The 21,050-nt window shown below is 73.9% G+C and carries 23 protein-coding genes; 10 read left to right on the forward strand and 13 right to left on the reverse strand.

Annotation, left to right across the window (positions count from 1 at the left end):
- The first annotated feature begins 68 nt into the window (after nucleotides 1-68).
- Nucleotides 69-869, forward strand: coding sequence for a site-2 protease family protein (locus ACZ7LV_RS08305; protein ID WP_471937003.1), 801 nt, complete (start codon nucleotides 69-71; stop codon nucleotides 867-869).
- Here ACZ7LV_RS08305 and ACZ7LV_RS08310 read toward each other — a convergent pair.
- From ACZ7LV_RS08310 to ACZ7LV_RS08320, 3 genes are all read right to left on the reverse strand, one after another.
- The gene (locus tag ACZ7LV_RS08310; RefSeq protein WP_471937007.1) at nucleotides 859-1,071 is read right to left on the reverse strand and encodes a hypothetical protein; all 213 of its coding nucleotides are present in this window, start codon (nucleotides 1,069-1,071) and stop codon (nucleotides 859-861) included. The genes ACZ7LV_RS08305 and ACZ7LV_RS08310 overlap by 11 nt on opposite strands.
- Before the next feature lie 77 nt (nucleotides 1,072-1,148).
- The gene (gene npdG / locus ACZ7LV_RS08315) at nucleotides 1,149-1,871 is read right to left on the reverse strand and encodes an NADPH-dependent F420 reductase (protein ID WP_471937009.1); all 723 of its coding nucleotides are present in this window, start codon (nucleotides 1,869-1,871) and stop codon (nucleotides 1,149-1,151) included.
- 39 nt (nucleotides 1,872-1,910) lie between these two features.
- Nucleotides 1,911-2,984: a sialidase family protein gene (locus tag ACZ7LV_RS08320; protein WP_471937011.1), complete on the reverse strand. Its 1,074-nt coding sequence runs from the start codon at nucleotides 2,982-2,984 to the stop codon at nucleotides 1,911-1,913.
- 186 nt (nucleotides 2,985-3,170) lie between these two features.
- Between ACZ7LV_RS08320 and ACZ7LV_RS08325 the strand changes: the two genes are divergently transcribed.
- Both ACZ7LV_RS08325 and ACZ7LV_RS08330 read left to right on the forward strand, forming a co-directional pair.
- Nucleotides 3,171-3,773 (forward strand): hypothetical protein, encoded by a 603-nt coding sequence (locus ACZ7LV_RS08325; RefSeq protein ID WP_471937013.1) that lies wholly within the window; start codon nucleotides 3,171-3,173, stop codon nucleotides 3,771-3,773.
- Between the two features lie 150 nt (nucleotides 3,774-3,923).
- Nucleotides 3,924-5,231, forward strand: coding sequence for an MFS transporter (locus tag ACZ7LV_RS08330; protein WP_471937016.1), 1,308 nt, complete (start codon nucleotides 3,924-3,926; stop codon nucleotides 5,229-5,231).
- Here ACZ7LV_RS08330 and ACZ7LV_RS08335 read toward each other — a convergent pair whose 3' ends face one another.
- Nucleotides 5,232-5,465 (reverse strand): hypothetical protein, encoded by a 234-nt coding sequence (locus ACZ7LV_RS08335; RefSeq protein ID WP_471937018.1) that lies wholly within the window; start codon nucleotides 5,463-5,465, stop codon nucleotides 5,232-5,234.
- 59 nt (nucleotides 5,466-5,524) lie between these two features.
- Here ACZ7LV_RS08335 and map point away from each other — a divergent pair, with 59 nt between their 5' ends.
- Complete coding sequence (gene map, locus ACZ7LV_RS08340) at nucleotides 5,525-6,382, forward strand: type I methionyl aminopeptidase (protein ID WP_471937022.1); 858 nt, start codon at nucleotides 5,525-5,527, stop codon at nucleotides 6,380-6,382.
- A 166-nt stretch (nucleotides 6,383-6,548) separates the two neighbouring features.
- Nucleotides 6,549-7,196, forward strand: a complete 648-nt coding sequence (locus ACZ7LV_RS08345) for a biliverdin-producing heme oxygenase (RefSeq protein ID WP_471937024.1) — start codon at nucleotides 6,549-6,551, stop codon at nucleotides 7,194-7,196.
- Between the two features lie 88 nt (nucleotides 7,197-7,284).
- On the opposite strand, the gene ACZ7LV_RS08350 is transcribed toward ACZ7LV_RS08345, so the two are convergent.
- The 4 genes from ACZ7LV_RS08350 to ACZ7LV_RS08365 form a co-directional block, all read right to left on the reverse strand.
- Nucleotides 7,285-7,488: a hypothetical protein gene (locus ACZ7LV_RS08350; RefSeq protein WP_471937027.1), complete on the reverse strand. Its 204-nt coding sequence runs from the start codon at nucleotides 7,486-7,488 to the stop codon at nucleotides 7,285-7,287.
- Nucleotides 7,489-7,584: 96 nt separating this feature from the next.
- Nucleotides 7,585-8,229, reverse strand: coding sequence for a PhzF family phenazine biosynthesis protein (locus tag ACZ7LV_RS08355; protein WP_401676620.1), 645 nt, complete (start codon nucleotides 8,227-8,229; stop codon nucleotides 7,585-7,587).
- Nucleotides 8,230-8,281: 52 nt separating this feature from the next.
- Nucleotides 8,282-9,757 (reverse strand): HtaA domain-containing protein, encoded by a 1,476-nt coding sequence (locus tag ACZ7LV_RS08360; RefSeq protein ID WP_471937029.1) that lies wholly within the window; start codon nucleotides 9,755-9,757, stop codon nucleotides 8,282-8,284.
- 76 nt (nucleotides 9,758-9,833) lie between these two features.
- Nucleotides 9,834-11,261, reverse strand: coding sequence for an HtaA domain-containing protein (locus ACZ7LV_RS08365; RefSeq protein WP_471937031.1), 1,428 nt, complete (start codon nucleotides 11,259-11,261; stop codon nucleotides 9,834-9,836).
- Between the two features lie 132 nt (nucleotides 11,262-11,393).
- On the opposite strand from ACZ7LV_RS08365, the gene ACZ7LV_RS08370 reads away from it, so the two are divergent.
- From ACZ7LV_RS08370 to ACZ7LV_RS08385, 4 genes are all read left to right on the forward strand, one after another.
- On the forward strand, nucleotides 11,394-12,389 hold the full coding sequence (locus ACZ7LV_RS08370) for a heme/hemin ABC transporter substrate-binding protein (RefSeq protein WP_471937785.1): 996 nt from the start codon (nucleotides 11,394-11,396) through the stop codon (nucleotides 12,387-12,389).
- Complete coding sequence (locus tag ACZ7LV_RS08375) at nucleotides 12,386-13,477, forward strand: FecCD family ABC transporter permease (RefSeq protein ID WP_471937033.1); 1,092 nt, start codon at nucleotides 12,386-12,388, stop codon at nucleotides 13,475-13,477. Before ACZ7LV_RS08370 ends, ACZ7LV_RS08375 begins: the two co-directional genes overlap by 4 nt.
- On the forward strand, nucleotides 13,474-14,313 hold the full coding sequence (locus ACZ7LV_RS08380; protein ID WP_471937035.1) for a heme ABC transporter ATP-binding protein: 840 nt from the start codon (nucleotides 13,474-13,476) through the stop codon (nucleotides 14,311-14,313). The genes ACZ7LV_RS08375 and ACZ7LV_RS08380 overlap by 4 nt, the downstream gene beginning before the upstream one ends.
- A 103-nt stretch (nucleotides 14,314-14,416) precedes the next feature.
- Entirely contained in the window at nucleotides 14,417-15,418 is a 1,002-nt protein-coding gene (locus ACZ7LV_RS08385) for an SCO2278 family lipoprotein (protein ID WP_471937037.1), read from the forward strand.
- 46 nt (nucleotides 15,419-15,464) lie between these two features.
- Here ACZ7LV_RS08385 and ACZ7LV_RS08390 read toward each other — a convergent pair whose 3' ends face one another.
- Nucleotides 15,465-16,202 (reverse strand): bifunctional DNA primase/polymerase, encoded by a 738-nt coding sequence (locus ACZ7LV_RS08390; protein WP_471937039.1) that lies wholly within the window; start codon nucleotides 16,200-16,202, stop codon nucleotides 15,465-15,467.
- 151 nt (nucleotides 16,203-16,353) lie between these two features.
- Nucleotides 16,354-16,998, reverse strand: a complete 645-nt coding sequence (locus tag ACZ7LV_RS08395; RefSeq protein ID WP_471937041.1) for a TetR/AcrR family transcriptional regulator — start codon at nucleotides 16,996-16,998, stop codon at nucleotides 16,354-16,356.
- A gap of 126 nt (nucleotides 16,999-17,124) precedes the next feature.
- Between ACZ7LV_RS08395 and ACZ7LV_RS08400 the strand changes: the two genes are divergently transcribed.
- Nucleotides 17,125-17,295: a DUF6243 family protein gene (locus ACZ7LV_RS08400; protein ID WP_471937043.1), complete on the forward strand. Its 171-nt coding sequence runs from the start codon at nucleotides 17,125-17,127 to the stop codon at nucleotides 17,293-17,295.
- Nucleotides 17,296-17,340: 45 nt separating this feature from the next.
- On the opposite strand, the gene ACZ7LV_RS08405 is transcribed toward ACZ7LV_RS08400, so the two are convergent.
- The 3 genes from ACZ7LV_RS08405 to ACZ7LV_RS08415 all read right to left on the reverse strand — a co-directional run bounded on the left by ACZ7LV_RS08405 (nucleotide 17,341) and on the right by ACZ7LV_RS08415 (nucleotide 20,958).
- Complete coding sequence (locus ACZ7LV_RS08405) at nucleotides 17,341-18,348, reverse strand: small ribosomal subunit Rsm22 family protein (protein ID WP_471937045.1); 1,008 nt, start codon at nucleotides 18,346-18,348, stop codon at nucleotides 17,341-17,343.
- Between the two features lie 142 nt (nucleotides 18,349-18,490).
- Nucleotides 18,491-19,714: a serine hydrolase domain-containing protein gene (locus ACZ7LV_RS08410; RefSeq protein ID WP_471937047.1), complete on the reverse strand. Its 1,224-nt coding sequence runs from the start codon at nucleotides 19,712-19,714 to the stop codon at nucleotides 18,491-18,493.
- Complete coding sequence (locus ACZ7LV_RS08415; RefSeq protein ID WP_471937049.1) at nucleotides 19,618-20,958, reverse strand: multidrug effflux MFS transporter; 1,341 nt, start codon at nucleotides 20,956-20,958, stop codon at nucleotides 19,618-19,620. The genes ACZ7LV_RS08410 and ACZ7LV_RS08415 overlap by 97 nt, the downstream gene beginning before the upstream one ends.
- Nucleotides 20,959-21,050: the final 92 nt, after the last annotated feature.

Genomic DNA, 21,050 nt, shown 5'->3' on the forward strand with positions numbered 1-21,050 from the left:
GTGACGTCCCTGCGGCCCCACCGGTACGGTCGACCCGGCACCCCCCGACTCGTCCCAGGAGCCCTCCCATGACCACCGCCGCCTCCCGTCGCGCCGAACGGCGGATCAGCCCCGTGTTCCTGGGGATCCTGGCCGTGACGGCGGTGACCGGGTGGGCCACCTGGACCGGGTTCGCTGCCCAGCCCGGGGTCGCCGTGTTCCTGTTCGTGACCGGCGCCTGGATCGTGTCGCTGTGTCTGCACGAGTACGCGCACGCCCGGACCGCGCTGCACGGCGGGGACATCTCGGTGGGCGCGAAGGGGTACCTCACGCTCAACCCGCTGAAGTACACGCACGCGCTGCTGAGCATCGTGCTGCCCGTGCTGTTCGTGATCATGGGCGGGATCGGTCTGCCCGGCGGGGCCGTCTTCATCGAGCGGGGGCGGATCCGGGGCCGCTGGAAGCACAGCCTGATCTCGGCGGCCGGACCGCTGACGAACGTGCTCTTCGCGCTCGTGTGCACGGCGCCGTTCTGGCTGGACGCGCTGGACGGGGTGCCGCGGGACTTCCGGTACGCGCTGGCGTTCCTCGCGCTGCTCCAGGTGACGGCCGCGATCCTGAACTTCCTGCCGGTGCCGGGCCTGGACGGCTACGGCGTGGTCGAGCCCTGGCTGTCGTACGGGGTCCGCCGGCAGGTGGAGCCGTTCGCGCCGTTCGGTCTGCTGTTCGTCTTCGCGCTGCTGTGGATCCCGGCGCTGAACGGCGCGTTCTTCGACCTCGTCGACGCGGTGCTGCGGGGCCTCGGCGTCGGCGAACCGGACACCTACTGCGGCTACGAGCTGTACCGCTTCTGGCTCGGCACGAACGACTACTGCTCGGTCAGCCCGTGACCGAGTCACCCCGCGCCGCCTTGCCGCGCTTCAGGTAGTACCAGGCCATGTTCGACGACAGGCCCGCCAGCAGCACCCACACGATGCCCAGCCAGCTGCCCTGCGCGAAGGAGATGACCGCCGCGGCGACCGCGAGCAGGCAGACGGCGAGGGCGTAGCGGGCGAGGCGCCGGGCCGGGCCGGTCGAGGACGTGGGGGGCATGGCGGTCGGCTCCTGTCGGGGGACACTGCTGGTCGGTGCCGCGGTGCGCGGGCTGCCCACCAGTGTCCCCCATGGGGTCATACGTCCGTGACGCGCAGGCCCGCGTGGGCCTTGTAGCGGCGGTTCACCGAGATCAGGTTGGCGACCAGCGACTCGACCTGGTGGGCGTTGCGAAGCCGGCCGGCGAAGATGCCGCGCATGCCGGGGACGCGGCCGGCCAGCGCCTGCACGATCTCCACGTCCGCCCGCTCCTCGCCGAGGACCATGACGTCGGTGTCGATCTCCTCGATCGCGGGGTCCTGGAGCAGCACGGCCGACAGGTGGTGGAAGGCGGCGGCGACCCGGGAGTCCGGCAGCAGGGCGGCGGCCTGCTGCGCGGCGCTGCCCTCCTCCGGCTTGAGGGCGTAGGCGCCCTGCTTGTCGAAGCCGAGCGGGTTGACGCAGTCGACGACGAGCTTGCCCGCCAGTTCCTCGCGCAGCGCCTGGAGCGTCTTGCCGTGGCCCTCCCACGGCACGGCGACGATCACGACGTCGCTGCGCCGGGCGCACTCGGCGTTGTCCGCGCCCTCGACGCCGTGCCCCAGTTCCCCGGCGGCGGCCTGGGCGCGCTCGGCGGCGCGTGAGCCGATGATCACCTTCTGGCCCGCCCGGGCGAGCCGGTAGGCGAGGCCCTTGCCCTGCGGCCCGGTCCCGCCGAGCACACCGACGACCAGCCCGGAGACGTCGGGCAGGTCCCAGGGGTCCTTGGCGGGGGCCTTCGCGGGCTGCTTCTCAGCAGCGGCACTGTCCGTAGAGGTCATGGACCTGACTCTACGTCCGCCCCCCGCCGCCCGGCGGGCTCAGGTGAGACGCGTCACGGGCAGCCGCCGGAAGGTGATCCGTTCGTACGCCCCGAAGTCCCCTGTCTCGTATAGGAGTCCGACCGTGTCGTCGTCGACGCGGACCAGGTCGGAGTAGGCGGCGGGGAGTCCGTCGATCGTGTGGGCCTCGCGCCAGGTGGTGCCGTGGTCGGTGGAGGCGCGGACGGTCATCAGGCCGCGGCCGCCGGGGAAGGCGGGGCCGGAGAACAGCAGGACGTCGGGCTCGCCGAGGTGCAGCAGACTGGCCTGGCAGACGGGGCCCGCGAGGCCGGCCTGCGGGCGGAAGGGCCGTCGCAGCGTCCTGCCGCCGTCCTCGGAGTGGGCGTCGGCGCGGTTGCCGGGGGACGGTGAGTCGTTGCGGGTGTTGAAGTAGAGGCGGCCGTCCGGGAGTTCGGCGGCGGTGGTCTCGTTGGCGTTGATGTAGCCGCGGGTGTCCTGCTCCAGGTAGCCCAGGTACCAGCTCTCGCCGCGGTCGTCGCTGAGCAGGCAGTGGCCGCTGTTGTACTTCGCCTCGTCGCCGACGTCGGTGCCGGTGGGCGGGAGGGTGTGGTTCCCGGGGACGACGACCCGTCCGGTGCCGAGCTGGATGCCGTGGCCGGGGGTGGTGGCGTACCAGCGCCAGCCGGGCTGCTTGACCTGCTCGGTGATCTCCCTGGGCGCCGACCATGTCAGGCCGTCGTCGTCGCTGTGCTGGACCCACACCCTGCGGCCGTCGGCCTCGCTCACCTCGCCGCGCAGGATGAGGTGTTCGGAGGCGGACGCGGCGGAGCGGACGTGGACGAGCAGGACGCGGCCGGTGTCGAGGACCACGGGGGCGGGGTTGCCCGCGAGGTCGGCGCCGTGGTCGGCGGCGACCATGAGGGGGCCCCAGGTGCGGCCGCCGTCGGTGGAGCGCTTCAGCACGATGTCGATGCGGCCCCAGTCCTTCGCCGAGTCGACCCTGCCCTCGCAGAAGGCGAGGAGGGTGCCTTCGCGGGTGCGGACGACGGCCGGGATCCGGTAACTCGCGTACCCCTCCTGGCCGGCGCGGAAGGGGACGGTGGGTGCGGACATGGATCGCTCTCCCTCTGCTTCGCCTTGCTTCGGCCCGGTACGGGCGGTGCGCTTCGCCCTACTGGTTCCCCGTTCGCCCCACCGGTGACCTCCCGTTCGGGTGGTGTCGGGGCGCCGTGCCCAACCTGGGCGAATTCGCGGTGAACTCAGGGCCAAGGGTGGCCGGTTACGGCAGGATGCCGTGGCATGGACGCCGTACGGGTCGCGCTGCTGCGCGAAGTGCTCGCCGGGACCGAGTGGTTGGGGGCCACACGCAGGTTCGCCGGGGTGCTGCGGGGCTCCGTGGTGTCGCACGGGGGTGGCCTGCTGCTGGTGGGCACGCGGGAGTACGAGCCGTGGCATCTGGCGGCCCACCTCGTCGACGAGGCGGCCTGGTCCGGCACGCCGGAGCTGGCGCCGACGCTGGTACGGCACGACGCGCGCCCCTCGGACCCGGCGCACCTGGCGGTCGGGCTGGGCCGGATCGAGGCGGCCCGGCGGGGGGAGACGCTGCTCGTGGTGTCGCCACAGCTGCCCTGTGATTCCTTGCTGGAGCGGGTGCACGACGCGCGGCGGGCCGGGGCGACGGTGCTGGCGCTGGGCGCCGCCGAGGGGGACCTCGCGACGATGGCGCACGACGCGCTGGCCGTCGGGGCGCGCTCGGAGCTGGACCTGGACACGGTGCAGCACCTGGTGAGCGCGGCGGCGGGCGAGAACGCGCTCCCGGCGGCCCGCGGACGCCGGCGGCTCCGGGACCGCCTCTCCCGCCTGGCCGACGAACTGACCTCCCCGCCCCCGCCCCGCTGGTGACCCGCCCGCGCCGGCATCCGCGTCACCGTCCGTGCCGTGCCGTGCCGTCCGTGCCGTCCGTGCCGTGCCGTGCCGTGCCGTCCGCGGCGTGCCCGTCCGCGTCGAAAAGCGATTGCCTCAGGTGCCCGGGTCGTCCGAGCATGGCCTCTCGTGACCGACGACGCCCCACCCCCGCCCCCGGCCGGCCTGCGCGCCCTGCTGCCCGATCTCGCGCCGTGGCGGTCCTCCCCCGACTTCCGCAGGCTCTGGGTCGCCGGTCTGATCACGAACTTCGGCAGCTTCCTGACCTTCGTGGCACTGCCGGTGCAGATCAAGGAGCTCACCGGGTCCGCCGCGGCCGTGGGCGCGATCGGAGCCGTCGAACTGGTGCCGCTCGTCGTGTTCGGGCTGTACGGCGGCGCGCTCGCCGACGCCTTGGACAAGCGGAAGCTGATCCTGTGGACGGAGGCCGGGCTCGGCCTGCTGAGCGCGGCGCTGCTGGCGAACGCGCTGCTGCCGGACCCGGCGATCTGGCCGCTGTACGTGGTCGCCGCCCTGTCCTCCGCGCTGGCCGCGGTCCAGCGGCCCGCCCTGGACGCGCTGACACCCCGGATCGTGGCCCACGAGCACCTGCCTGCCGCCGCCTCGCTCAACGCGCTGCGCTGGCAGGTCGGCGGCATCGCGGGCCCGGCGCTGGCCGGGGTCGTGGTGGCGTACGCCGGGCTGGGCTGGGCCTACGCCCTGGACCTGGCGACCTTCGCCGTCTCGGTGGTGCTGGCGGTCGGCCTCGCCGCCTCCCCCGCGTCCCACGAGGCCGCGAAGCCCTCCTGGTCGTCGATCGCGGAGGGCGCCCGCTACGCGTGGAGCCGCAAGGAGCTGCTCGGCACGTACACGATCGACCTCGCGGCGATGTTCCTGGCGATGCCGCTCGCCGTGCTGCCGTTCCTCGCCGACGAGCTGCGCGCCGAGTGGTCGCTGGGGCTGATGTACGCGGCGATCCCGGCGGGCTCCCTGCTGGTGAGCCTGACCAGCGGCTGGACGTCACGGGTGCACCGGCACGGGCGCATGGTGGTGCTGGCGGCGGCCGGCTGGGGGCTCGCCATGGCCGCCGCGGGCATCGCCGGGAACGTGTGGCTGGTGCTGCTGTGCCTGGCGCTCGGCGGCGCCTTCGACATGGTCAGCGGCATCTTCCGGGCGGCGATGTGGAACCAGACGATCCCGGACGAGCTGCGCGGCCGGCTGGCCGGCATCGAGTTGCTGTCGTACTCGGTGGGACCGCAGCTCGGCCAGGTCCGCGCGGGGGGCATGGCCGCGTGGGCCGGGGTGCGGGCGTCGGTGTGGTCCGGCGGGCTGCTGTGCGCGGGCGCGGTGGGGCTGCTGGCCCTGTGCCTGCCGAAGCTGATGACGTACGACGTACGGACGAACGAGCACGCGACGCGGCTGCGCGACCTGCGCGCAGCCGCGTCGACGGGGGCCTGATCAGTCCTCGTCGCGCTCCCCGCGCCCCGCGGTGTCGTGCCACCGCGGGTCGTTCTCCCATTCGAGGTTCCGCTCGCGGGCCGTCGCCATCGCGTGTTCGGCCTCCTCACGGCTGGTGTACGGGCCGAAGCGGTCCTTGTTGGGGCACTCCGGCCCCTCCTCGACCTTCTTGTGCTCCAGGCAGTAGTACCACTCGCCCGGTTTGCCGACGGTGCGCTTCTTGAACAGGGCCATGACCGGCTCCTTTCGCCAGGGGACATGGTCTCGTATGCCCGCTGGTTAGACTCGCTGGCATGTCTGGCCAGTCACTGCTCGTACCAGGGGAGCTGTCTCCCACCCGTTCCGTGCCCGGAAACATCCGGCGGCCCGAGTACGTCGGCCGGCCCGCGCCGACGCCGTACACCGGTCCGGAGGTGCAGACGCCGCAGACGGTCGAGGCGATGCGGGTCGCGGGGCGGATCGCCGCGCAGGCGATGGCCGAGGCCGCGAAGGCGATCGCGCCGGGCGTGACGACGGACGAGCTGGACCGGGTCGCGCACGAGTTCCTGTGCGACCACGGCGCCTACCCCTCCACCCTCGGCTACCGGGGTTTCCCGAAGTCCCTGTGCACCTCGGTGAACGAGGTGATCTGCCACGGCATCCCCGACTCGACGGTCCTGCGGGACGGCGACATCGTCAACCTGGACGTGACCGCGTACATCGGCGGGGTGCACGGCGACAACAACGCCACGTACCTGGTCGGCGACGTGGACGAGGAGAGCCGGCTGCTGGTCGAGCGCACCCGGGAGTCGCTGAACCGGGCGATCAAGGCGGTCCGGCCGGGCCGGCAGATCAACGTCATCGGCCGGGTCATCGAGTCGTACGCCAAACGCTTCGGCTACGGCGTGGTCCGCGACTTCACCGGACACGGCATCAACTCGTCGTTCCACTCGGGCCTGATCGTCCCGCACTACGACGCCCCGCACGCGACCACGGTGATGCGGCCCGGCATGACCTTCACCATCGAGCCGATGCTGACGCTCGGGACGCACGAGTACGACATGTGGGACGACGGCTGGACGGTGGTCACGAAGGACCGCAGGCGCACGGCGCAGTTCGAGCACACGCTGGTCGTGACGGAGTCCGGCGCGGAGATCCTCACGCTGCCGTAGCGACCGCTCCCGCGCGGGCCCGCCCTCTTGCGAGGGCGGGCCTTTTCTCGTGCCCGGCCGGGTGTGCTGCCGGGTGTGCGGCCGGCGAGGAGGAGGGGTAGAAAGTTACCGACAGGATGTCGGAAAGCCGTTGACTTAGGTAAGCCTAACCATAGAAACTGAGCTCATGGACTCCTTCTCGACCCTCATCCGCACCGCTTCCCACGAGCAGCACGTGGAGGCGGAGACCTCGACGTTCATGAGCGATCTGCTGGGCGGCCGGCTGGGGGTGGACGCGTACGCGCGCTACACCGAGCAACTGTGGTTCGTGTACGAGGCACTGGAGGCCGGCGCGGACCGGCTGGCCGCGGATCCGGTGGCGGGCCCCTTCATCCAGCCGGGGTTGTTCCGGCTGCCCGCCCTGGAACGGGACCTCGCCCATCTGCGCGGCCCGGACTGGCGGGCGACGCTCACCGCCCTGCCCGCCACCCGGACCTACGCGGACCGCGTCGCGCGGTGCGCGCGCGAGTGGCCCGCCGGGTACGTGGCCCACCACTACACCCGCTACCTCGGCGACCTGTCCGGCGGTCAGATCATCCGTGACAAGGCCGAGCGGACGTGGGGCTTCGCGAAGAAGGGCGACGGCGTCCGCTTCTACGTCTTCGAGGAGATCGGCAACCCGGCGGCGTTCAAGCGGGGTTACCGCGAGCTGCTGGACGCGATCGACGCGGACGAACTGGAGCAGCAGCGGATCGTGGCCGAGTGCAAGAAGGCGTTCGCGCTGAACACCGCCGTGTTCCGGGCCCTCGGCGAGGAGTTCCCACTGTCCGCGTGAGCGGAGCCCCGGCAACGGAACGGGTCCCCCTCGCACGCTGCGAGGGGGACCCGGGGCCGGCTCGGGCCAGGTGCCCGGCGTGTGCCGCTCAGAAGTCGAAGACCCCGTTGTGGCAGACCGCGCCCGCCCACTGGATGTCGGCGGTCTCCGCGTCGATGGAGCCCGCGTAGGGGCTGCACGGAACGGTCTCGTCGGTCGCGACCCGGGGGTCGACGGCGGTGGCCGTCGCGGCGCCGGTGGCGGTCAGGGCGGCGGCCAGGACGGTCGCGGCCAGGGCAGATCGGATGCGCATGGGGCTCCTCTCGCGATGCTGAGTGGTCACGCCCATCGGTCCCCGCTCACCTCGCCGCGCACACGCTGTTCCACCCGTACGGGCGCCCGGCGACGCTCAGCGCTCCAGCAGGACCCGGCCGCCGATCTCCACCCACCCCTCCGGCTGAGGCGCCGTCAGGATCTGGGAACCGGCGCCCTGCGCGATGTTCAGCGCCCGTCCCAGCCGGGCCGTCAGCTGGAGGGCGGCGGCGCCGGTCGCCTCGTCCTCCTCGATGCCGTCGCCCCGGCCGGGGAAGCCGCGCGCCCGCACCCGGCCCGCCGCCTCGTCCTCCCACGCCCAGGCGTAGACCCATTCCCCCCGCGGCGGTACGGGCAGGTCGTCGACCTCGGCGACGGTGGCGTACCGGCGCAGGGTGCGCGGCTCCGGCCACTCCGGGCGCGCCTCGATCCAGCTGAACTCCCCGTCCTGCCGGGCCCCCACCACCCCGGCGGGCGTGACCAGCTCGGGCACGTCGAGCAGCCAGGCCGCGCCGACGCAGGGGTGCCCGGCGAACGGCAGGCGCGCGCCGGGCGTGTAGATGTCGATGACGCCGCGCTCGGGGTCGTCCACGAACACGGTCTCGCTGAAACCGAGCTTCGCCGCGAACGCCTGCCGTTCGCTCCGCCCGGGGACGACCGAACCGTCGCGGACCACGCCCAGCTCGTTCCCGTATCCGCCGTTCGCCGCGCAGAAGACACGCAGCACGTCGTAGTCAGTCACTCCGGCATTCAAACACCACCGGCGTGACCGGAACGCCGGACTGCCCCGGGCCTCACGCCCCGGTGCGCCGCCTGCGCATCGCCACCACCACGCCCGCGCCGGCCACGACGGTCACGGCGGCCGCCGTGCCCAGCGCGCCCACCGGGACCTCGGAGCCGGTCGTGGCGAGAGAGCCGCCCGCGCCGCCGGTGGTGGAGCCGGTGACCCCGCCCGAGGTCGTGGCGGCCGAGGTGTCCGAGGGCGACGGGGTGGCCGGGTCGTCGCCGTCCGGGAGCTGGGCGTCGTCCGTGAGGGCGATCGCGACGTCCACCGGGTCGAGTGCGGTGCCCGCGGTGTAGAAGCCGCCGAAGGCCTCGGCGCCCGCGGAGGTGAGCTCGGCGGTCACGTCGTCCAGGGTGATGACGTCGTTCTCCGGCGCCAGGTCGGACGAGCGCGCCGTCAGGTCGGCCAGGGGCACGTCCTGGGTCGTCTCGCCGAGGCTCGTGACGTCGGCGGTGAGTTCGCCGGTGCCGCCGTCGAACGTGGTGCGCAGATCGTCCAGGGTGAGGTCGAGGCCGTACTCGTCACCCTCCTTGTGGCCCTTGAAGTTCACCGCCCCCTCGAACGCGGCCGACAGCGTGCCGGCGTCCGCGTCGTAGCCGCCGGTCGCGTCCACGAACGTGAACTCGCCGTTGCCCGGGGCCTGTCCGGCGCCGCCCGACACCGTGATGGCTCCGCGCGCCTGGCCGGTGACCACGTAGGCGCGGAAGGACTCCTTCACGCCCCAGGTCAGCGTGCCGTCGGCGATGTCGCCCCGTGCGGGAGCGGAGGGGCTCGCGCTCGCCGAGGGCGAGGTGGAGGCGGTGGGCGAGGGGGAGGCCGTCGGGGACGAGGAGGGCGAGGCCGTCGCCGTGGGGGACGGGGACGCGCTCGCCGTCGGGGAGCCCGTCGCGGTCGCCGTGGGGGACGGGGACGGCCGGTCCTCGGGGGCGACGGTCAGCGGGTCGCCGGCCGCGCCCTCGTAGCTCGCGCTGCCGAAGACGTCCGCGGCCTCCTTGGTCAGCGTGGTCGCCATCTCGGTCATGGCACGCGTGACGGCGACCTCGGCGAGCGGCACGTCCTGGGTGGTCGTACCGCTCCTGGTGACGTCGGCGGTGATCTCGGCGGCCGCGCTGTCGAAGCGTATGTCGGACAGGCCGAGTTCGAACCGGTGCGCGGTCGACTCGATCTTCAGGGTGCCCCGGAAGGCCAGGTCCACGGTGTGCGCGGTGGGGTCGTAGCCGCCGGTGCCGTCCGTGAAGGTGAACGCGCCGTTGCCCGCGGCCTGCGAGGCGCCGTCCGAGGGGGTGAAGGTGCCGGCCGCCATGCCGGTGACGTACGAGCGGTACGACTGCTTGATGCCCCACGTCAACGTGTAGTCGCTGAGCGGCACTTCGGCGGCCGCCGCGGCGGGCGCGCCGACGGTGGCCAGGGCGGTGGCGCCGAGCGCGGCGGCCGTCGCGACGGCGGCGGCGAGGGCGGTGGTACGGCGGCGGGGTCTGGCGGACATGTCGCGTTGCTCCTGAGGTCGGTGGAAGGGGTTTGGTCGGACGGGGCCGGACCTGCGGGGTGAGGGCCGCCGGAGGTCAGCCCTGCGTGCGGCCGGTCGGCGTGCGGGTGCGGGTGCGGCGGGTGCGGACGGCGTAGGCCAGGGCCGCGGCCGCGATCAGCAGCAGGCCGGTGAGGACGGTGAGGGGCAGCACGGGCAGGCCGTCGTCGTGCGACGCGCCCGCGACGGGTCCGGCGGTGCGCGCCGGCCGCTCGGTCACCCGGGCCCGCTCCGGCGTGGGGCTCGCCGAACTGCCCAGGTCGGGCAGGGCGGGCAGGTCGGCGTCGGCGGTGAGGGCGACGGCGAGGGAGACGGGGTCCATCGCGGTGCCGGTCCGGTACATCCCGCCGAAGGCGCGTGCGCCGGCGGCGGTGAGTCTCGTCGGCGCCTCGGTCAGCCGGACCAGGCCGTCGCCCACCTTCAGCCCCTTCGCGGTGAAGGTGACGAGCGGGACCTTCCGCGCCGCGTACTGCGGGCCGCGCACGTCGGCGTGGAGCGTGCCCCTGCCGTCGGCGACGGTGACGCGTACCGCGCTCAGCCTCAGATCGAGCCCGTGGGCGCCGGTGAACCGCAGCACGCCGGTGAAGGCCGCCTTGAGGTCGCCGTCGTCGTACGTCCCGGAGCCGTCCGGGAACCGGAACAGCGCGCCGCCGTCCTGGGCGCCCGCGGACAGCGTCCACCCGCCCCGGGCGATGTCGCCGGTGACGTACTCCCGGAAGGTCCGGCGGACCCCCCAGTCGACGGCGCCGTCCTGGATCCGCCCGGCGGGGGCCGACGTCCGCTGCGGCGCTTCGGACGCCTTCGGCGTGGGCTTCGGCGGCGAACTCGCGGGCAGCGCCGCGACGTCGGCCGACAGGCTCAGCGGGTCGAGCGCGGTCCCCGCGGTGTAGTACCCGGCGAAGGACCTGGCGCCCTCGGCGGTCAGCGTCGCGGGCAGGTTGTTCAGGACGACGGTGGTGCCGCCGCCCCTCATGTCGATCCCGCCGAGGGAGAGGGAGGCGAAGGGCACCTGACGGGACGTCGTGACCGCCCCCGTGCCCTTCGCCTTGCTGGTGACGTCCGCGTACAGCGTGCCGGTGGAGCCCATGATGCGCACGCTGGGGTTGGCGACGGTCAGGTCGAGCTGGTACTCGCCGGCGTCGGTGCGGTGCCCCGTGAAGCGCACCCCGCCCGAGAACGCGGCACCGAAGGCGCCGCTGTCCCCGTCGTAGGTGCCGGTCGCCGAGTGGAACCGGAACCGGCTCTCCCCCACCGTCGCCGCGCCGCCGGTCAGCGTGTAACTCCCGCCCGCGATCGGCCCGGTGACGTAGCTCTGGAAGGAGGCCTTGATCCCCCAGTCCAGCCGCCCGCCCCGCACGGCGGCGCCGTCGGCCCGTGCGACGCCGGACGGCAGCAGCGCCCCGAGCACGGCGAGGCACAGCACGGCGACCCAGCCGTACCGACGCGGGCGCGGGGGTGGGGACATGACGGACCTCCAGCGGGCACGGGGAGTCGGCCAGGGGATCACCACCACCTGGCCAGGAAGGTAAGGCTAACCTAAGCTGCAAACCGTGAATCCGGAAGGTCCGGAAGCTGAGAGGAACGGGACGTGCGACGCTTGCGCACTCGACTGGGGGCCGCCGCGCTGGCGCTGCTGGCCCTGACGGCGGCCGGCTGCGGCGCCACCGACGAGCCCGAACGGCCCGGCCGCACACCCGCGGCGGCCGCTCCCGACCGGGTCGAACCCCTGGCGGACACCCCCGAGCCACGCCTCCCCGTCACGGTCGCCTCCGCCGACGGCCGCACGGTGACCGTCCGCGAGGCGGACCGGATCGTGCCCCTGTCCGGCAGCCTCAGCGAGATCGTCTTCACCCTCGGGCTCGGCGACCGTGTCGTCGCCCGCGACATCTCGGCCACCTTCGCCCAGGCCGAGAAGCTCCCGGTGGTCACCCGCGCCCACGACGTCTCCGCCGAGGGCGTGCTGTCGCTGCGGCCCGACCTCGTCGTCGCCGAGACCACCACCGGACCGGCGGAGGCCGTACGGCAGATCCGCGACGCCGGGGTCCCGGTGCTCGTGGTCGCCCCGGCACGGGGCCTGGACGACGTCGGCCCGCGCATCCGGGCCGTTGCCGCCGCCCTCGGCGTACCGTCCGCCGGGGAGACGCTCACCCGCCGCTCCGAGCAACGCCTCACCGAGGTGCGCGCGACGGTCCCCACGAAAGGACCCCGCCCCCGGGTGGCCTTCCTTTACCTGCGCGGCTCCGCCTCCGTCTACCTGCTCGGCGGCAAGGGCTCCGGCGCCACCTCGCTGATCGAGGCGGCGGGAGCGGTCGACGCCGGCGCCGCCTCCGGCCTGGACAAGGACTTCACCGCCCTCACCAGCGAGGCGCTGGCCCGAGCGGCACCCGACGCGATCCTCGTGATGAGCAAGGGACTTGCGTCGGTCGGCGGCGTCGAGGGCCTGGAGAGGATCCCGGGCATCGCCCAGACCCCGGCCGGCCTGGACCGCCGGATCGTCTCCGTCGAGGACGGCGTCCTGCTCAGCTACGGACCGCGCACCGACCAGGTGCTCGCCTCGGTCGTCGCCCAACTCCACGGCGGCGGTGGCGCGTGACGGCCCTCAAGGAGCGACCCCTCGCACGCACCGCCCGGCCGGCCGCGGCGCCCGGCGGACGCCGCGGCCCCGCCTGGCTCCTGACGCTCGGCCTGGTCGCCACCCTCCTCGTCCTCGTCCCGCTCGCCGCCGGCATCGGCGCCTACCCCGTCCCGGTCGGCGACGTGCTCTCCTCCGTGCAGCACAAGGCCGGTCTCGGCGGCACGGAACTGGACCGGGTGGCCGAGTCGGTGCTGTGGAACGTGCGTTTCCCCCGGATCGTGCTGGCGCTCCTCGTCGGTGCCTCGCTGGGCTGCGCGGGGGCGCTGATGCAGGGCGTGTTCGGCAACCCGCTCGCCGAACCGGGCACCATCGGCGTCTCGTTGGGCGCGGCTGTCGGGGCGGTCGCCGCCATCGCCCTCGGGCTGGACTTCCTCGGCAACTGGACGCTCCCGGCGATGGCGTTCGTCGCCGGTCTCGCCACCGTCCTGCTGGTGTACGCGATGTCCCGCGCGGGCGGCCGCACGGAGGTCGTGACACTGATCCTCACCGGGATCGCCGTGAACGCCTTCTGCGGCGCCCTCGTGGGCCTGTTCATCTTCCTCGCCGACACCGCGGCCGTGAACCAGATCACCTTCTGGCAGCTCGGCTCCCTCTCCCAGGCCACCTGGCCGAAGGTGCTCGCCGTACTGCCGTGCGCGGCCGCCGGGTTGCTGCTGGCCCCGCTGTACTCCCGCCGGCTGGACCTGCTCGCCCTCGGCGACCGGCCCGCCCGGCACCTGGGCGTGGACGTGGAGCGGCTGCGGATCGTGCTGATCCTGGTGGTGGCGCTGCTGACGGCGGCCGCGGTGAGCGTCTCCGGCGTCATCGGCTTCGTCGGTCTCGTCGTACCGCATCTGCTGCGCATGGCGGCCGGGCCCGGGCACCGGTTCCTCGTGCCGGGCAGCGCGCTCGGCGGCGCGGCGGTGCTGCTCGGCGCCGACCTCGCGGCGCGCACGCTGGCAGCGCCCGCGGAGCTGCCGCTCGGAGTTCTGACCGCCCTGGTGGGCAGCCCGTTCTTCTTCTGGCTGCTGCGCCGTACCCGTCGCAAGCAAGGAGGCTGGGCGTGACACCGCCGAGGCGAGGGCTCTTCCGTGCCCGTCCCGCTCCCCCGCCCGCGCCGGCGCCCGGCGACGTCCTCGCCGAGGCCCTCCGCCTGCGCGTCCGCCTGGGTGCCCGGACCGTCCTGGACGGTGTCGACGTCACCGTCCGCGCGGGCGAGGTGCTGGCACTGGTCGGCCCCAACGGGGCGGGCAAGTCGACCCTGTTGAGCGCCCTCGCCGCCGATCTCCCCGCCGCCGACGGCGTCGTACGCCTGCACGGCCGCCCCGCGGTGGACTGGACCGCGCCCGAACTGGCGCTGCGCCGGGCCGTGTTGCCGCAGTCGGCCACGCTGTCGTTCCCGTTCGCCGTCGAGGAGGTGGTGCGGATGGGGCGGGCGCCGTGGGCCGGGACGCCCCTGGAGGAGCAGGACGACGCGGCGGTGGCCGCGGCCATGGCGGCCACCGAGGTCACCGGCTTCGCCGCCCGGCCCTTCGCCGCGCTCAGCGGCGGTGAACGCGCCCGCGTCGCGCTCGCCCGGGTCCTCGCCCAGCGCGCCCCGCTGCTGCTGCTCGACGAACCGACCGCCGCCCTCGACCTCAAGCACCAGGAACTGGTGCTGCGGCTGTGCCGGGAACGGGCGGGGGCCGGCGACGCCGTCGTGGTCGTGCTGCACGACCTCGGGCTCGCCGCCGCCTACGCGCACCGCGTCGCCGTGCTGCACCGGGGCCGGGTCGCGGCCGACGGGCCCCCGGCGGAGGTGTTCGGCGAGGGCCTCCTGTCCGAGGTCTACGACCAGCCTGTCGAGGTGCTCGCGCATCCCCGCACCGGAGCGGTCCTGGTGGCCCCGCGCCGGGACGGATGACGTCCAGGTCACGGTGTGGCCGCTCTACCCGGAACCGGCCACCGGCGCGCCGGGGTGCCCCGGTAGGGTTCGCCTCCGGGAAGGGGAAGGTGGAAAGGACCCGATGACCAGGGATCGCGGCCCTCGCAGGCTTCGCAGGCTGGACCGGAGCGCGCTCCTCGCCGCTTCGCTGACCGCTTTGTCGTTGACGGCGAGCGGATGCGTGGTGGTGCACGGGGAGCGCGAGGTGCTGCCGGGTGCCACCCGGGACGAGGCGGCCGAGGCGCTCCGGGAGTTCACGAGCGCGTACAACAAGGCGGACAAGTCGTACGACAGTTCGCTCGACGCCGACCATGTCACCGGGCCGCTGGCCGCCATCGACGAGGCGCGCCTGAAGGCGGGCCACGTCGTCGACCCCGGCGGCAACCCCAACCACTCCCCGCTGGAGTTCAGCGACGTCACCTACACGATCCCGAAGAAGGCGGGCTGGCCACGCTGGTTCCTCGCGGACGCCGAGGCCAACCGGGGCGGGGACGCGCGCTGGCTGCTGGTGTTCACCCGGGACGGGCTGGACGCCGAGTGGGAGGTGTCCTACCTGACGCTCGTGGCGCCCGGGAAGGTGCCGGAGTTCAAGAAGGACAAGGACGGCTGGGCCGAGGCCCTGCCGGTGGACTCCGCCGAATTCGCCGTGCCCCCGGCCCGGTTGAGCAAGGACTACGTCGCCTACCTCCAGGACGGCGGCGAGGGCTTCGCGGACGGCGCGCACACCAGCCGGTGGCGCCAGGAGCGGGAGAAGAACAAGGAGCGGCCCGGCCTGGTCACCCAGTACCTCGACGAGCCGCTGACCGAGGGCGACTACGCCCCGGTCGCGCTGCGCACCGCGGACGGTGGGGCGGCGGTGTTCTTCACCACGCACCACTACGAGAAGCAGACCGCCGCGGCGGGCGCCTCGGTACCGGAGCCCAGCAAGGACGTGGAGGCGCTGACCACCGGCGAGATCAAGCAGTCGCTGACGATGGAGTTCGTCTCCAACCAGGTGGCGCTCAGCCCGCGCAAGGGGTCGGGCGCGGCCCAGGTGAGCGTCCTGGGCCGGATCCAGGGACTGACCTCCGCCAAGGGCGAGTGACGCCGCGGTCCGCGACCTGATCCGGTGTCGTGGTCGGGGCCGCGGGTCAGTGGCGGCGCAGGGGCCAGGCCGCGTCCGTGTGGTCGGTCTCCGTGCCCGCGTGCCGGGCGCAGGCGTCCGTCAGCGACTCCAGCAGGGTCAGCGGTTCGGGCAGCGGGTGCTCGGGGCCGCGCAGCCAACGCACCGACTGGTCGTCACCGGGGAGCCGGGCCGGGGGGACGAGGACGTAGGAGCCGCGGCAGTGCCAGCGCAGGCCGGGATGCTCGTCCATCGTCTCGGGATGGCAGTCCAGTTCGCACGGCCACCACTCGTCCTCCTCCTCGGGCGTACCGCGGGTGAGGGTGAAGAACAGCATGCGGCCGTCGTCGCTGGTGGCGACCGGGCCGACCTCGACGTCGGAGGCGAGCAGCCGGTCCAGGGCCTCCTGGCCGGCCTCCAGCGGCACGTCGAGGACGTCGTGGGTCATGCCGGTCGCGGTGATGAAGTTGGCCTGCGGCTGGTGGCGGGCCCAGCGCTCGACCTGGGCGCGGTCGGTGGTGGACTGCGTCTGCCAGGCGAACGACACCGGGTGCCGGGCGGGGGTGGGACAGCCGACGCGGTCGCAGGAACAGCGGTAGTCGGGGGCCGGATACGCGGCGGGCGCCAAAGGCAGTCCCGCGGCGGCGGTGGCGAGCAGCTGGGCCTCCCGGCCGCCGTCGTCGGCGGTCTCCTTGGGGCGCCGTCCGCGCAGCCACTGGGAGAGTTTGCCCTGCCGGCCGGAGCGGCCGCCGAACTCCGCGCTCATCTATCCCCTCGCCTCGTCTGTGGAACGGTCACCGTGCCCCATGGTCCCACCATCCTGCGCCCTGGAGGGCCGTAGTCCCCAACCGGGGCCGGGGGTACGAGACATACTCCACATTCCGTGATCACACACAGCCACCGTGGATCACGTGCCGTCACCGGGGCACGAGGCCGTACAGCGCGTAGTCGACGAGGGTGTCGGTGTACTCGTAGGAGATCGGCGCCGTGTGCTGCAACCAGCGCTGGGCCAGCGGGGAGACGAAGAGCTCCAGCGCGATGCGCGGGTCGACGCCGGCGCGGACCTGGCCCGCGTCCTGCGCCGCCCGCAGCCGCCGCACGTACAACTGGAGCTGCGGTTCGAGGAGCTTGGCGACGAACTGCCGTCCGAGCGGCTCGTTGACGACCCCCTCGGCGGCCAGGGCGCGGGCCGGTGCCTCGAACGTGGGGTCGAGGAGTTCGTCGACGGTGGCGCGCAGGACGTACTTGAGGTCGGCGGCGAGGTCGCCGGTGTCCGGCAGGGCGTACTCGGCGGCCGGTTGCACGCCGAGCCCGGCGGCCTGCTGCGCCGCCTGCTCGGCCGCCTGCTCGCCGAGGTCGAGGAAGGCCTCCAGGAGTACGTCGGCCTTGGACGGCCACCACCGGTAGATCGTCTGCTTGCCCACGCCGGCGCGGGCGGCGATCCCCTCGATGGTGGTCTTCGCGTAACCGACCTCTGCGACGAGGCCGAGAGCGGCGCCGTAGATCGCGCGGCGGGACCGCTCGCTGCGGCGGGTGGAGTCGGGAGTGGGCTTCTTGACCATGCGACGAATCTATCAGGTTGACAAGACGCTGCGTCTCGTTGCACTCTGAGGGGGCCCGAAGGCGAGACGATACGTATCGTTTTGATGAGGGCGACGAGATGACGCGGCGATCAGGGAGACGGAACCATGACCCGAGGTGGAGCCGGAAACATGCTGGGAGTCGGCGGCACGCGCCGGAAGCTGGGCCGCAAGGCCCTGCGCGGCGGCGACCGGGGAGGCCGCGTCGGCGGCACCGACGCCCAGGACCAGAAACGGGAACTGCTGCGCAGGTTCCAGGAGAAGAACGCGGGACGTTAGGTGCCGTGCCGCGTCAGGTCGGTGATGCGCCGGGTCGGTGCCGTGTCAGGTCAGTGGCGCGGCATCGGGCCAGGGGTCGCCCCAGCCGGCGTCACGTGCGGCCTTGTAGAGGTCTCCGTGCCGCTTGGTGACCGTCGTGCGGCGCAGGGCGGGGCCGCCTCCGGCAGGACCCTCGCACAGGTCCAGCAGCACCTGACCCTTGCGGATCTGCGGCCTCCGTACGATCCGGGCGGCGGCCGGGGCGGGGCGGAAGCGGGTGGCGGCGACATAGCTGAACTTCTCGTCCTCGTAGGGCAGGGAGCCGCCCTTGACCTGGCGGTGCAGGGAGGAGCGGCTGACCCGGGCGGAGAAGTGGCACCAGTCCGTGCCGGGGACGATGGGGCAGGCGGCGCTGTGCGGGCACGGGGCGGCGATGTGGAAGCCGGCGCCGATCAGCCGGTCGCGGGCCTCGATCACGCGGGCGTAGCCGTCGGGGGTGCCGGGTTCGACGATCAGCACGGCCTGGGCGGCGGAGGCGGCGGCGTCCACGAGGGCGGTGCGGTCGGGGGCGGCGAGTTCGTTGAGGACGTAGGAGACCGTGACGAGATCGGTGCTCTCCATGGTGAGCGCCGCTCCGATGCGGGAGCGCTGCCAGCGGGTGCCCCGCAGCGCCGGGTTGGCCGCCGCGATCTCCCGGCCCAGCGCCAGCGCGGGCTCGGCCCAGTCGAGCACGGTGACCGGGCGGGCGCCCTCCCAGGTGGCGGCGACGGCCCAGGTCGCCGCGCCCGTGCCGCCCCCGACGTCCACGTGGCCGCCCGGCACCCAGTCCGGTGCCGCCTCCGCGAGGGCGTCCAGCGCCGCGGAGACCGCCTCGAAGGTGGCGGGCATCCGGTACGCGGCGTACGCGACCACGTCCGCCCGGTCCCGCAGGATCGGCGCGTCGGTCGGGGTGGCCCCCCGATAGTTCGCGATCAGCCGCTCCACGGCCTGCGCGGCCTGCCGGGGCGGCAGCCCGTCGAGGAGCCCCGCGAGGGCGGCGCGGAGGGTGTCGGAGGCGGACGAGGGGGCGTTCACCGTGCGATTCTCTCAGGTCCGCGAGGCCCCTCGGTCTCCGGTCTCCGAGGTCCTTCGGCTCCGGTCTCCGAGGTCCTTCGGCTCCTGTCTGCGAGGTCCTTCGGTTCCCTGTGGGCTCAGGTCCCGTACGTCGCCGGAGCGCTCACACCCCCCGTACCGCCCAGGCCATGCGCGTCCCCGCGCGGGCCCGCGGCCGGCTGTCGGGTGCCCGGCGCCGCGGATGGACCGTGTTGGCCAGCAGCACCAGGAAGGTGTCCGTCGCCCGGTCCACCACCAGGGACGTTCCCGTGAAGCCGGTGTGACCCGCCGCGCCCCGGCCCGCCAGCTCCCCCATGAACCACGACTGGTCCAGCGCGAAGCCCAGCCCGGGCGGCGTCAGCATCAGGTCCACGAAGTCCGGGCCCAGGATGCGCGCCGGCCCGTACGAGCCGCCCGCCAGCAGCGCGCGGCAGAACACCGCCAGGTCCCGGGCCGTCGAGAACAACCCCGCGTGACCGGCGACCCCGCCCAGCGCCCAGGCGTTCTCGTCGTGGACCTCGCCGCGCAGCATCCCCCGGTCCGCCTTCGCCCACGGGCGGCGCTGGTCCTCCGTCGCCGCCGCGCCCGGGCAGGGGCCGAAACGGGTCGACGTCATGCCCAGGGGCCGGGTGATGCCGTCCCGGATCAGGACGTCCAGGGGGCGGCCGGTGACACGTTCGAGGACGTACTGGAGCAGCAGCAGGTTCAGGTCGGAGTAGCGGTACTCGCCCGGCGGGCCGTCCGGGGCCTCCGCGCGCAGCATGGCCAGGCGTGCCGCGCCCGTCGCGCAGTCGTGGAGCGGCAGTTCGGGGCGCAGGCCCGAGGTGTGGGTGAGCAGGGACCGGACCGTGATGCCGTGCCGGGCGGCCGCCCCGAACTCGGGCAGGTACGCGCCGATCCGCCCGTCGATGCCCAGCGTGCCGCGCTCGATCTGCTGCACCGCGGCGACGGCCGTGAACAGCTTGGTGAGCGAGGCCAGGTCGAAGACGGTGTCGACGGTCGTCGGCGTGCGGGCGGGGCCCGGCAGTTCCACGCCCGCGTCCGCCCGCGGGTCGTACGCCGCGTAGCGCACCGCGTGGCCGGAGGCCTCGTGCACCGCGAGCACGGGTCCCCGCCCGGCGGCCACGACGACCCCCGGTGCCCAGGGGCGGTCCCCGGTGGTCAGCTGCCGGACCTCGCGGACCAGCAGGCGGAGTTCGCCGGCGTCGAGGCCGGCTCGTTCCGGGGTGCCGGTACGCAGTCTGGGTGCGCTCAGCTCTTCTCCCCCAAGCTCTCGGACGCGCTCGTGCTCGTCGAGTGCGGGGTACCCACACCCTCCGCGCCCGCACGGGTGTTCCAGGGACGGCACATTCCCACGAAACAGGCGACGGCCACCAGCGCGGCGGCCAGTTGGACGACGGCCATCGGGACGGCCGTGCGCTCACCGGCGATCCCGACCAGCGGGGAGGCGATCGCGCCGATGAGGAACGACGAGGTGCCGAGCAGCGCCGACGCGGATCCGGCCGCGTGCCGTACCCGCATCAGGGCCAGCGCCTGCGTGTTGGGCAGGGTGATGCCCATCGCGCTCATCAGCACGAACAGGGCGCCGGCCACCGGGGCGAGCCCCACCTCGCCGAAGACGCCCAGCGACATCAGCAGCAGCGCGGTCGCGGCCACCACGACGATGCCGAGGCCGACGGCCAGCACCTTCTCCAGGGCGACGCGGCCGACCAGCACCTTGCCGTTGATCTGCCCGGCGACGACCAGCCCGACCGAGTTCAGCCCGAACAGCAGGCTGAACGTCTGCGGGGAGGCGCCGTAGATCTCCTGGACGACGAACGGGGAGGCCGCGATGTACGCGAACAACGCGGCGAAGGCGAAGCCGCCGGCGAGCATGAACCCGGTGAAGGGCAGGTCGGCGAGGAGCCGGCGCATCGCGTGCAGGGCCTCGCCGACGCCGCCGCTGTGCCGCTCCTTCGCGGGCAGGGTCTCCGGGAGCCGGAACCACACGACACCCGCCAGCAGCGCCCCCACGACGGCGAGCAGCACGAACACGCCCCGCCAGTCCGTCACCCGCAGCATCTGCCCGCCGATCAGCGGGGCCACGACCGGGGCGACACCGGAGATCAGCATGAGAGTGGAGAAGAAACGGGCCATCGCCATGCCGTCGTACAGATCCCGTACGACGGCCCGGGCGATCACGATCCCGGCCGCGCCCGCGAGCCCCTGCGCCAGCCGGAAGGCGATCAGCGTCCCCACGGTGGGCGCCAGGGCGCACAGCACGGTGGCGACGACGTAGACGGCGAGTCCGGCGAGCAGCGGGCGGCGGCGGCCCCAGCGGTCGCTCATCGGGCCGACGATCAGCTGGCCGAAGGCCATGCCCGCCAGGCAGGCGGTGAGGGTCAGCTGCACGGTCGCGGCCGGGGCGTGCAGGGAGCGGGTGACCTCCGGCAGCGCCGGGAGGTACATGTCCATGGCCAGCGGCGGGGTGGCGGTCAGGCCGCCGAGGACGAGCGTGACGAGCAGGCCCGCGCGGCGCTGCGCGGGGACGGGCGGCCGCGCCCCGGTCGCGGCCGCCTGTGACAGGTCCGGTATCGGTGCCCCCTCGGGCATGTGCCCCTCCCTCTCCGAGCAGTGCGGTCCCTATGCTCTCAGTTCGAACACGGTGCCTGCTGACATCGAACTGACATCGAACAAGAACGCGC

It is taken from the genome of Streptomyces sp. NPDC107562 (assembly GCF_055657325.1).

Excerpts from the sequence above, each read along its gene's own strand:
- ACZ7LV_RS08305 (WP_471937003.1), top strand. The coding sequence starts at position 69 with ATGACCACCGCCGCCTCCCGTCGCGCCGAACGGCGGATCAGCCCCGTG.
- ACZ7LV_RS08310 (WP_471937007.1), bottom strand. The coding sequence starts at position 1,071 with ATGCCCCCCACGTCCTCGACCGGCCCGGCCCGGCGCCTCGCCCGCTAC.
- npdG (WP_471937009.1), bottom strand. The coding sequence starts at position 1,871 with ATGACCTCTACGGACAGTGCCGCTGCTGAGAAGCAGCCCGCGAAGGCC.
- ACZ7LV_RS08320 (WP_471937011.1), bottom strand. The coding sequence starts at position 2,984 with ATGTCCGCACCCACCGTCCCCTTCCGCGCCGGCCAGGAGGGGTACGCG.
- ACZ7LV_RS08325 (WP_471937013.1), top strand. The coding sequence starts at position 3,171 with ATGGACGCCGTACGGGTCGCGCTGCTGCGCGAAGTGCTCGCCGGGACC.
- ACZ7LV_RS08335 (WP_471937018.1), bottom strand. The coding sequence starts at position 5,465 with ATGGCCCTGTTCAAGAAGCGCACCGTCGGCAAACCGGGCGAGTGGTAC.
- map (WP_471937022.1), top strand. The coding sequence starts at position 5,525 with ATGTCTGGCCAGTCACTGCTCGTACCAGGGGAGCTGTCTCCCACCCGT.
- ACZ7LV_RS08345 (WP_471937024.1), top strand. The coding sequence starts at position 6,549 with ATGGACTCCTTCTCGACCCTCATCCGCACCGCTTCCCACGAGCAGCAC.
- ACZ7LV_RS08350 (WP_471937027.1), bottom strand. The coding sequence starts at position 7,488 with ATGCGCATCCGATCTGCCCTGGCCGCGACCGTCCTGGCCGCCGCCCTG.
- ACZ7LV_RS08360 (WP_471937029.1), bottom strand. The coding sequence starts at position 9,757 with ATGTCCGCCAGACCCCGCCGCCGTACCACCGCCCTCGCCGCCGCCGTC.
- ACZ7LV_RS08365 (WP_471937031.1), bottom strand. The coding sequence starts at position 11,261 with ATGTCCCCACCCCCGCGCCCGCGTCGGTACGGCTGGGTCGCCGTGCTG.
- ACZ7LV_RS08385 (WP_471937037.1), top strand. The coding sequence starts at position 14,417 with ATGACCAGGGATCGCGGCCCTCGCAGGCTTCGCAGGCTGGACCGGAGC.
- ACZ7LV_RS08390 (WP_471937039.1), bottom strand. The coding sequence starts at position 16,202 with ATGAGCGCGGAGTTCGGCGGCCGCTCCGGCCGGCAGGGCAAACTCTCC.
- ACZ7LV_RS08395 (WP_471937041.1), bottom strand. The coding sequence starts at position 16,998 with ATGGTCAAGAAGCCCACTCCCGACTCCACCCGCCGCAGCGAGCGGTCC.
- ACZ7LV_RS08400 (WP_471937043.1), top strand. The coding sequence starts at position 17,125 with ATGACCCGAGGTGGAGCCGGAAACATGCTGGGAGTCGGCGGCACGCGC.
- ACZ7LV_RS08415 (WP_471937049.1), bottom strand. The coding sequence starts at position 20,958 with ATGCCCGAGGGGGCACCGATACCGGACCTGTCACAGGCGGCCGCGACC.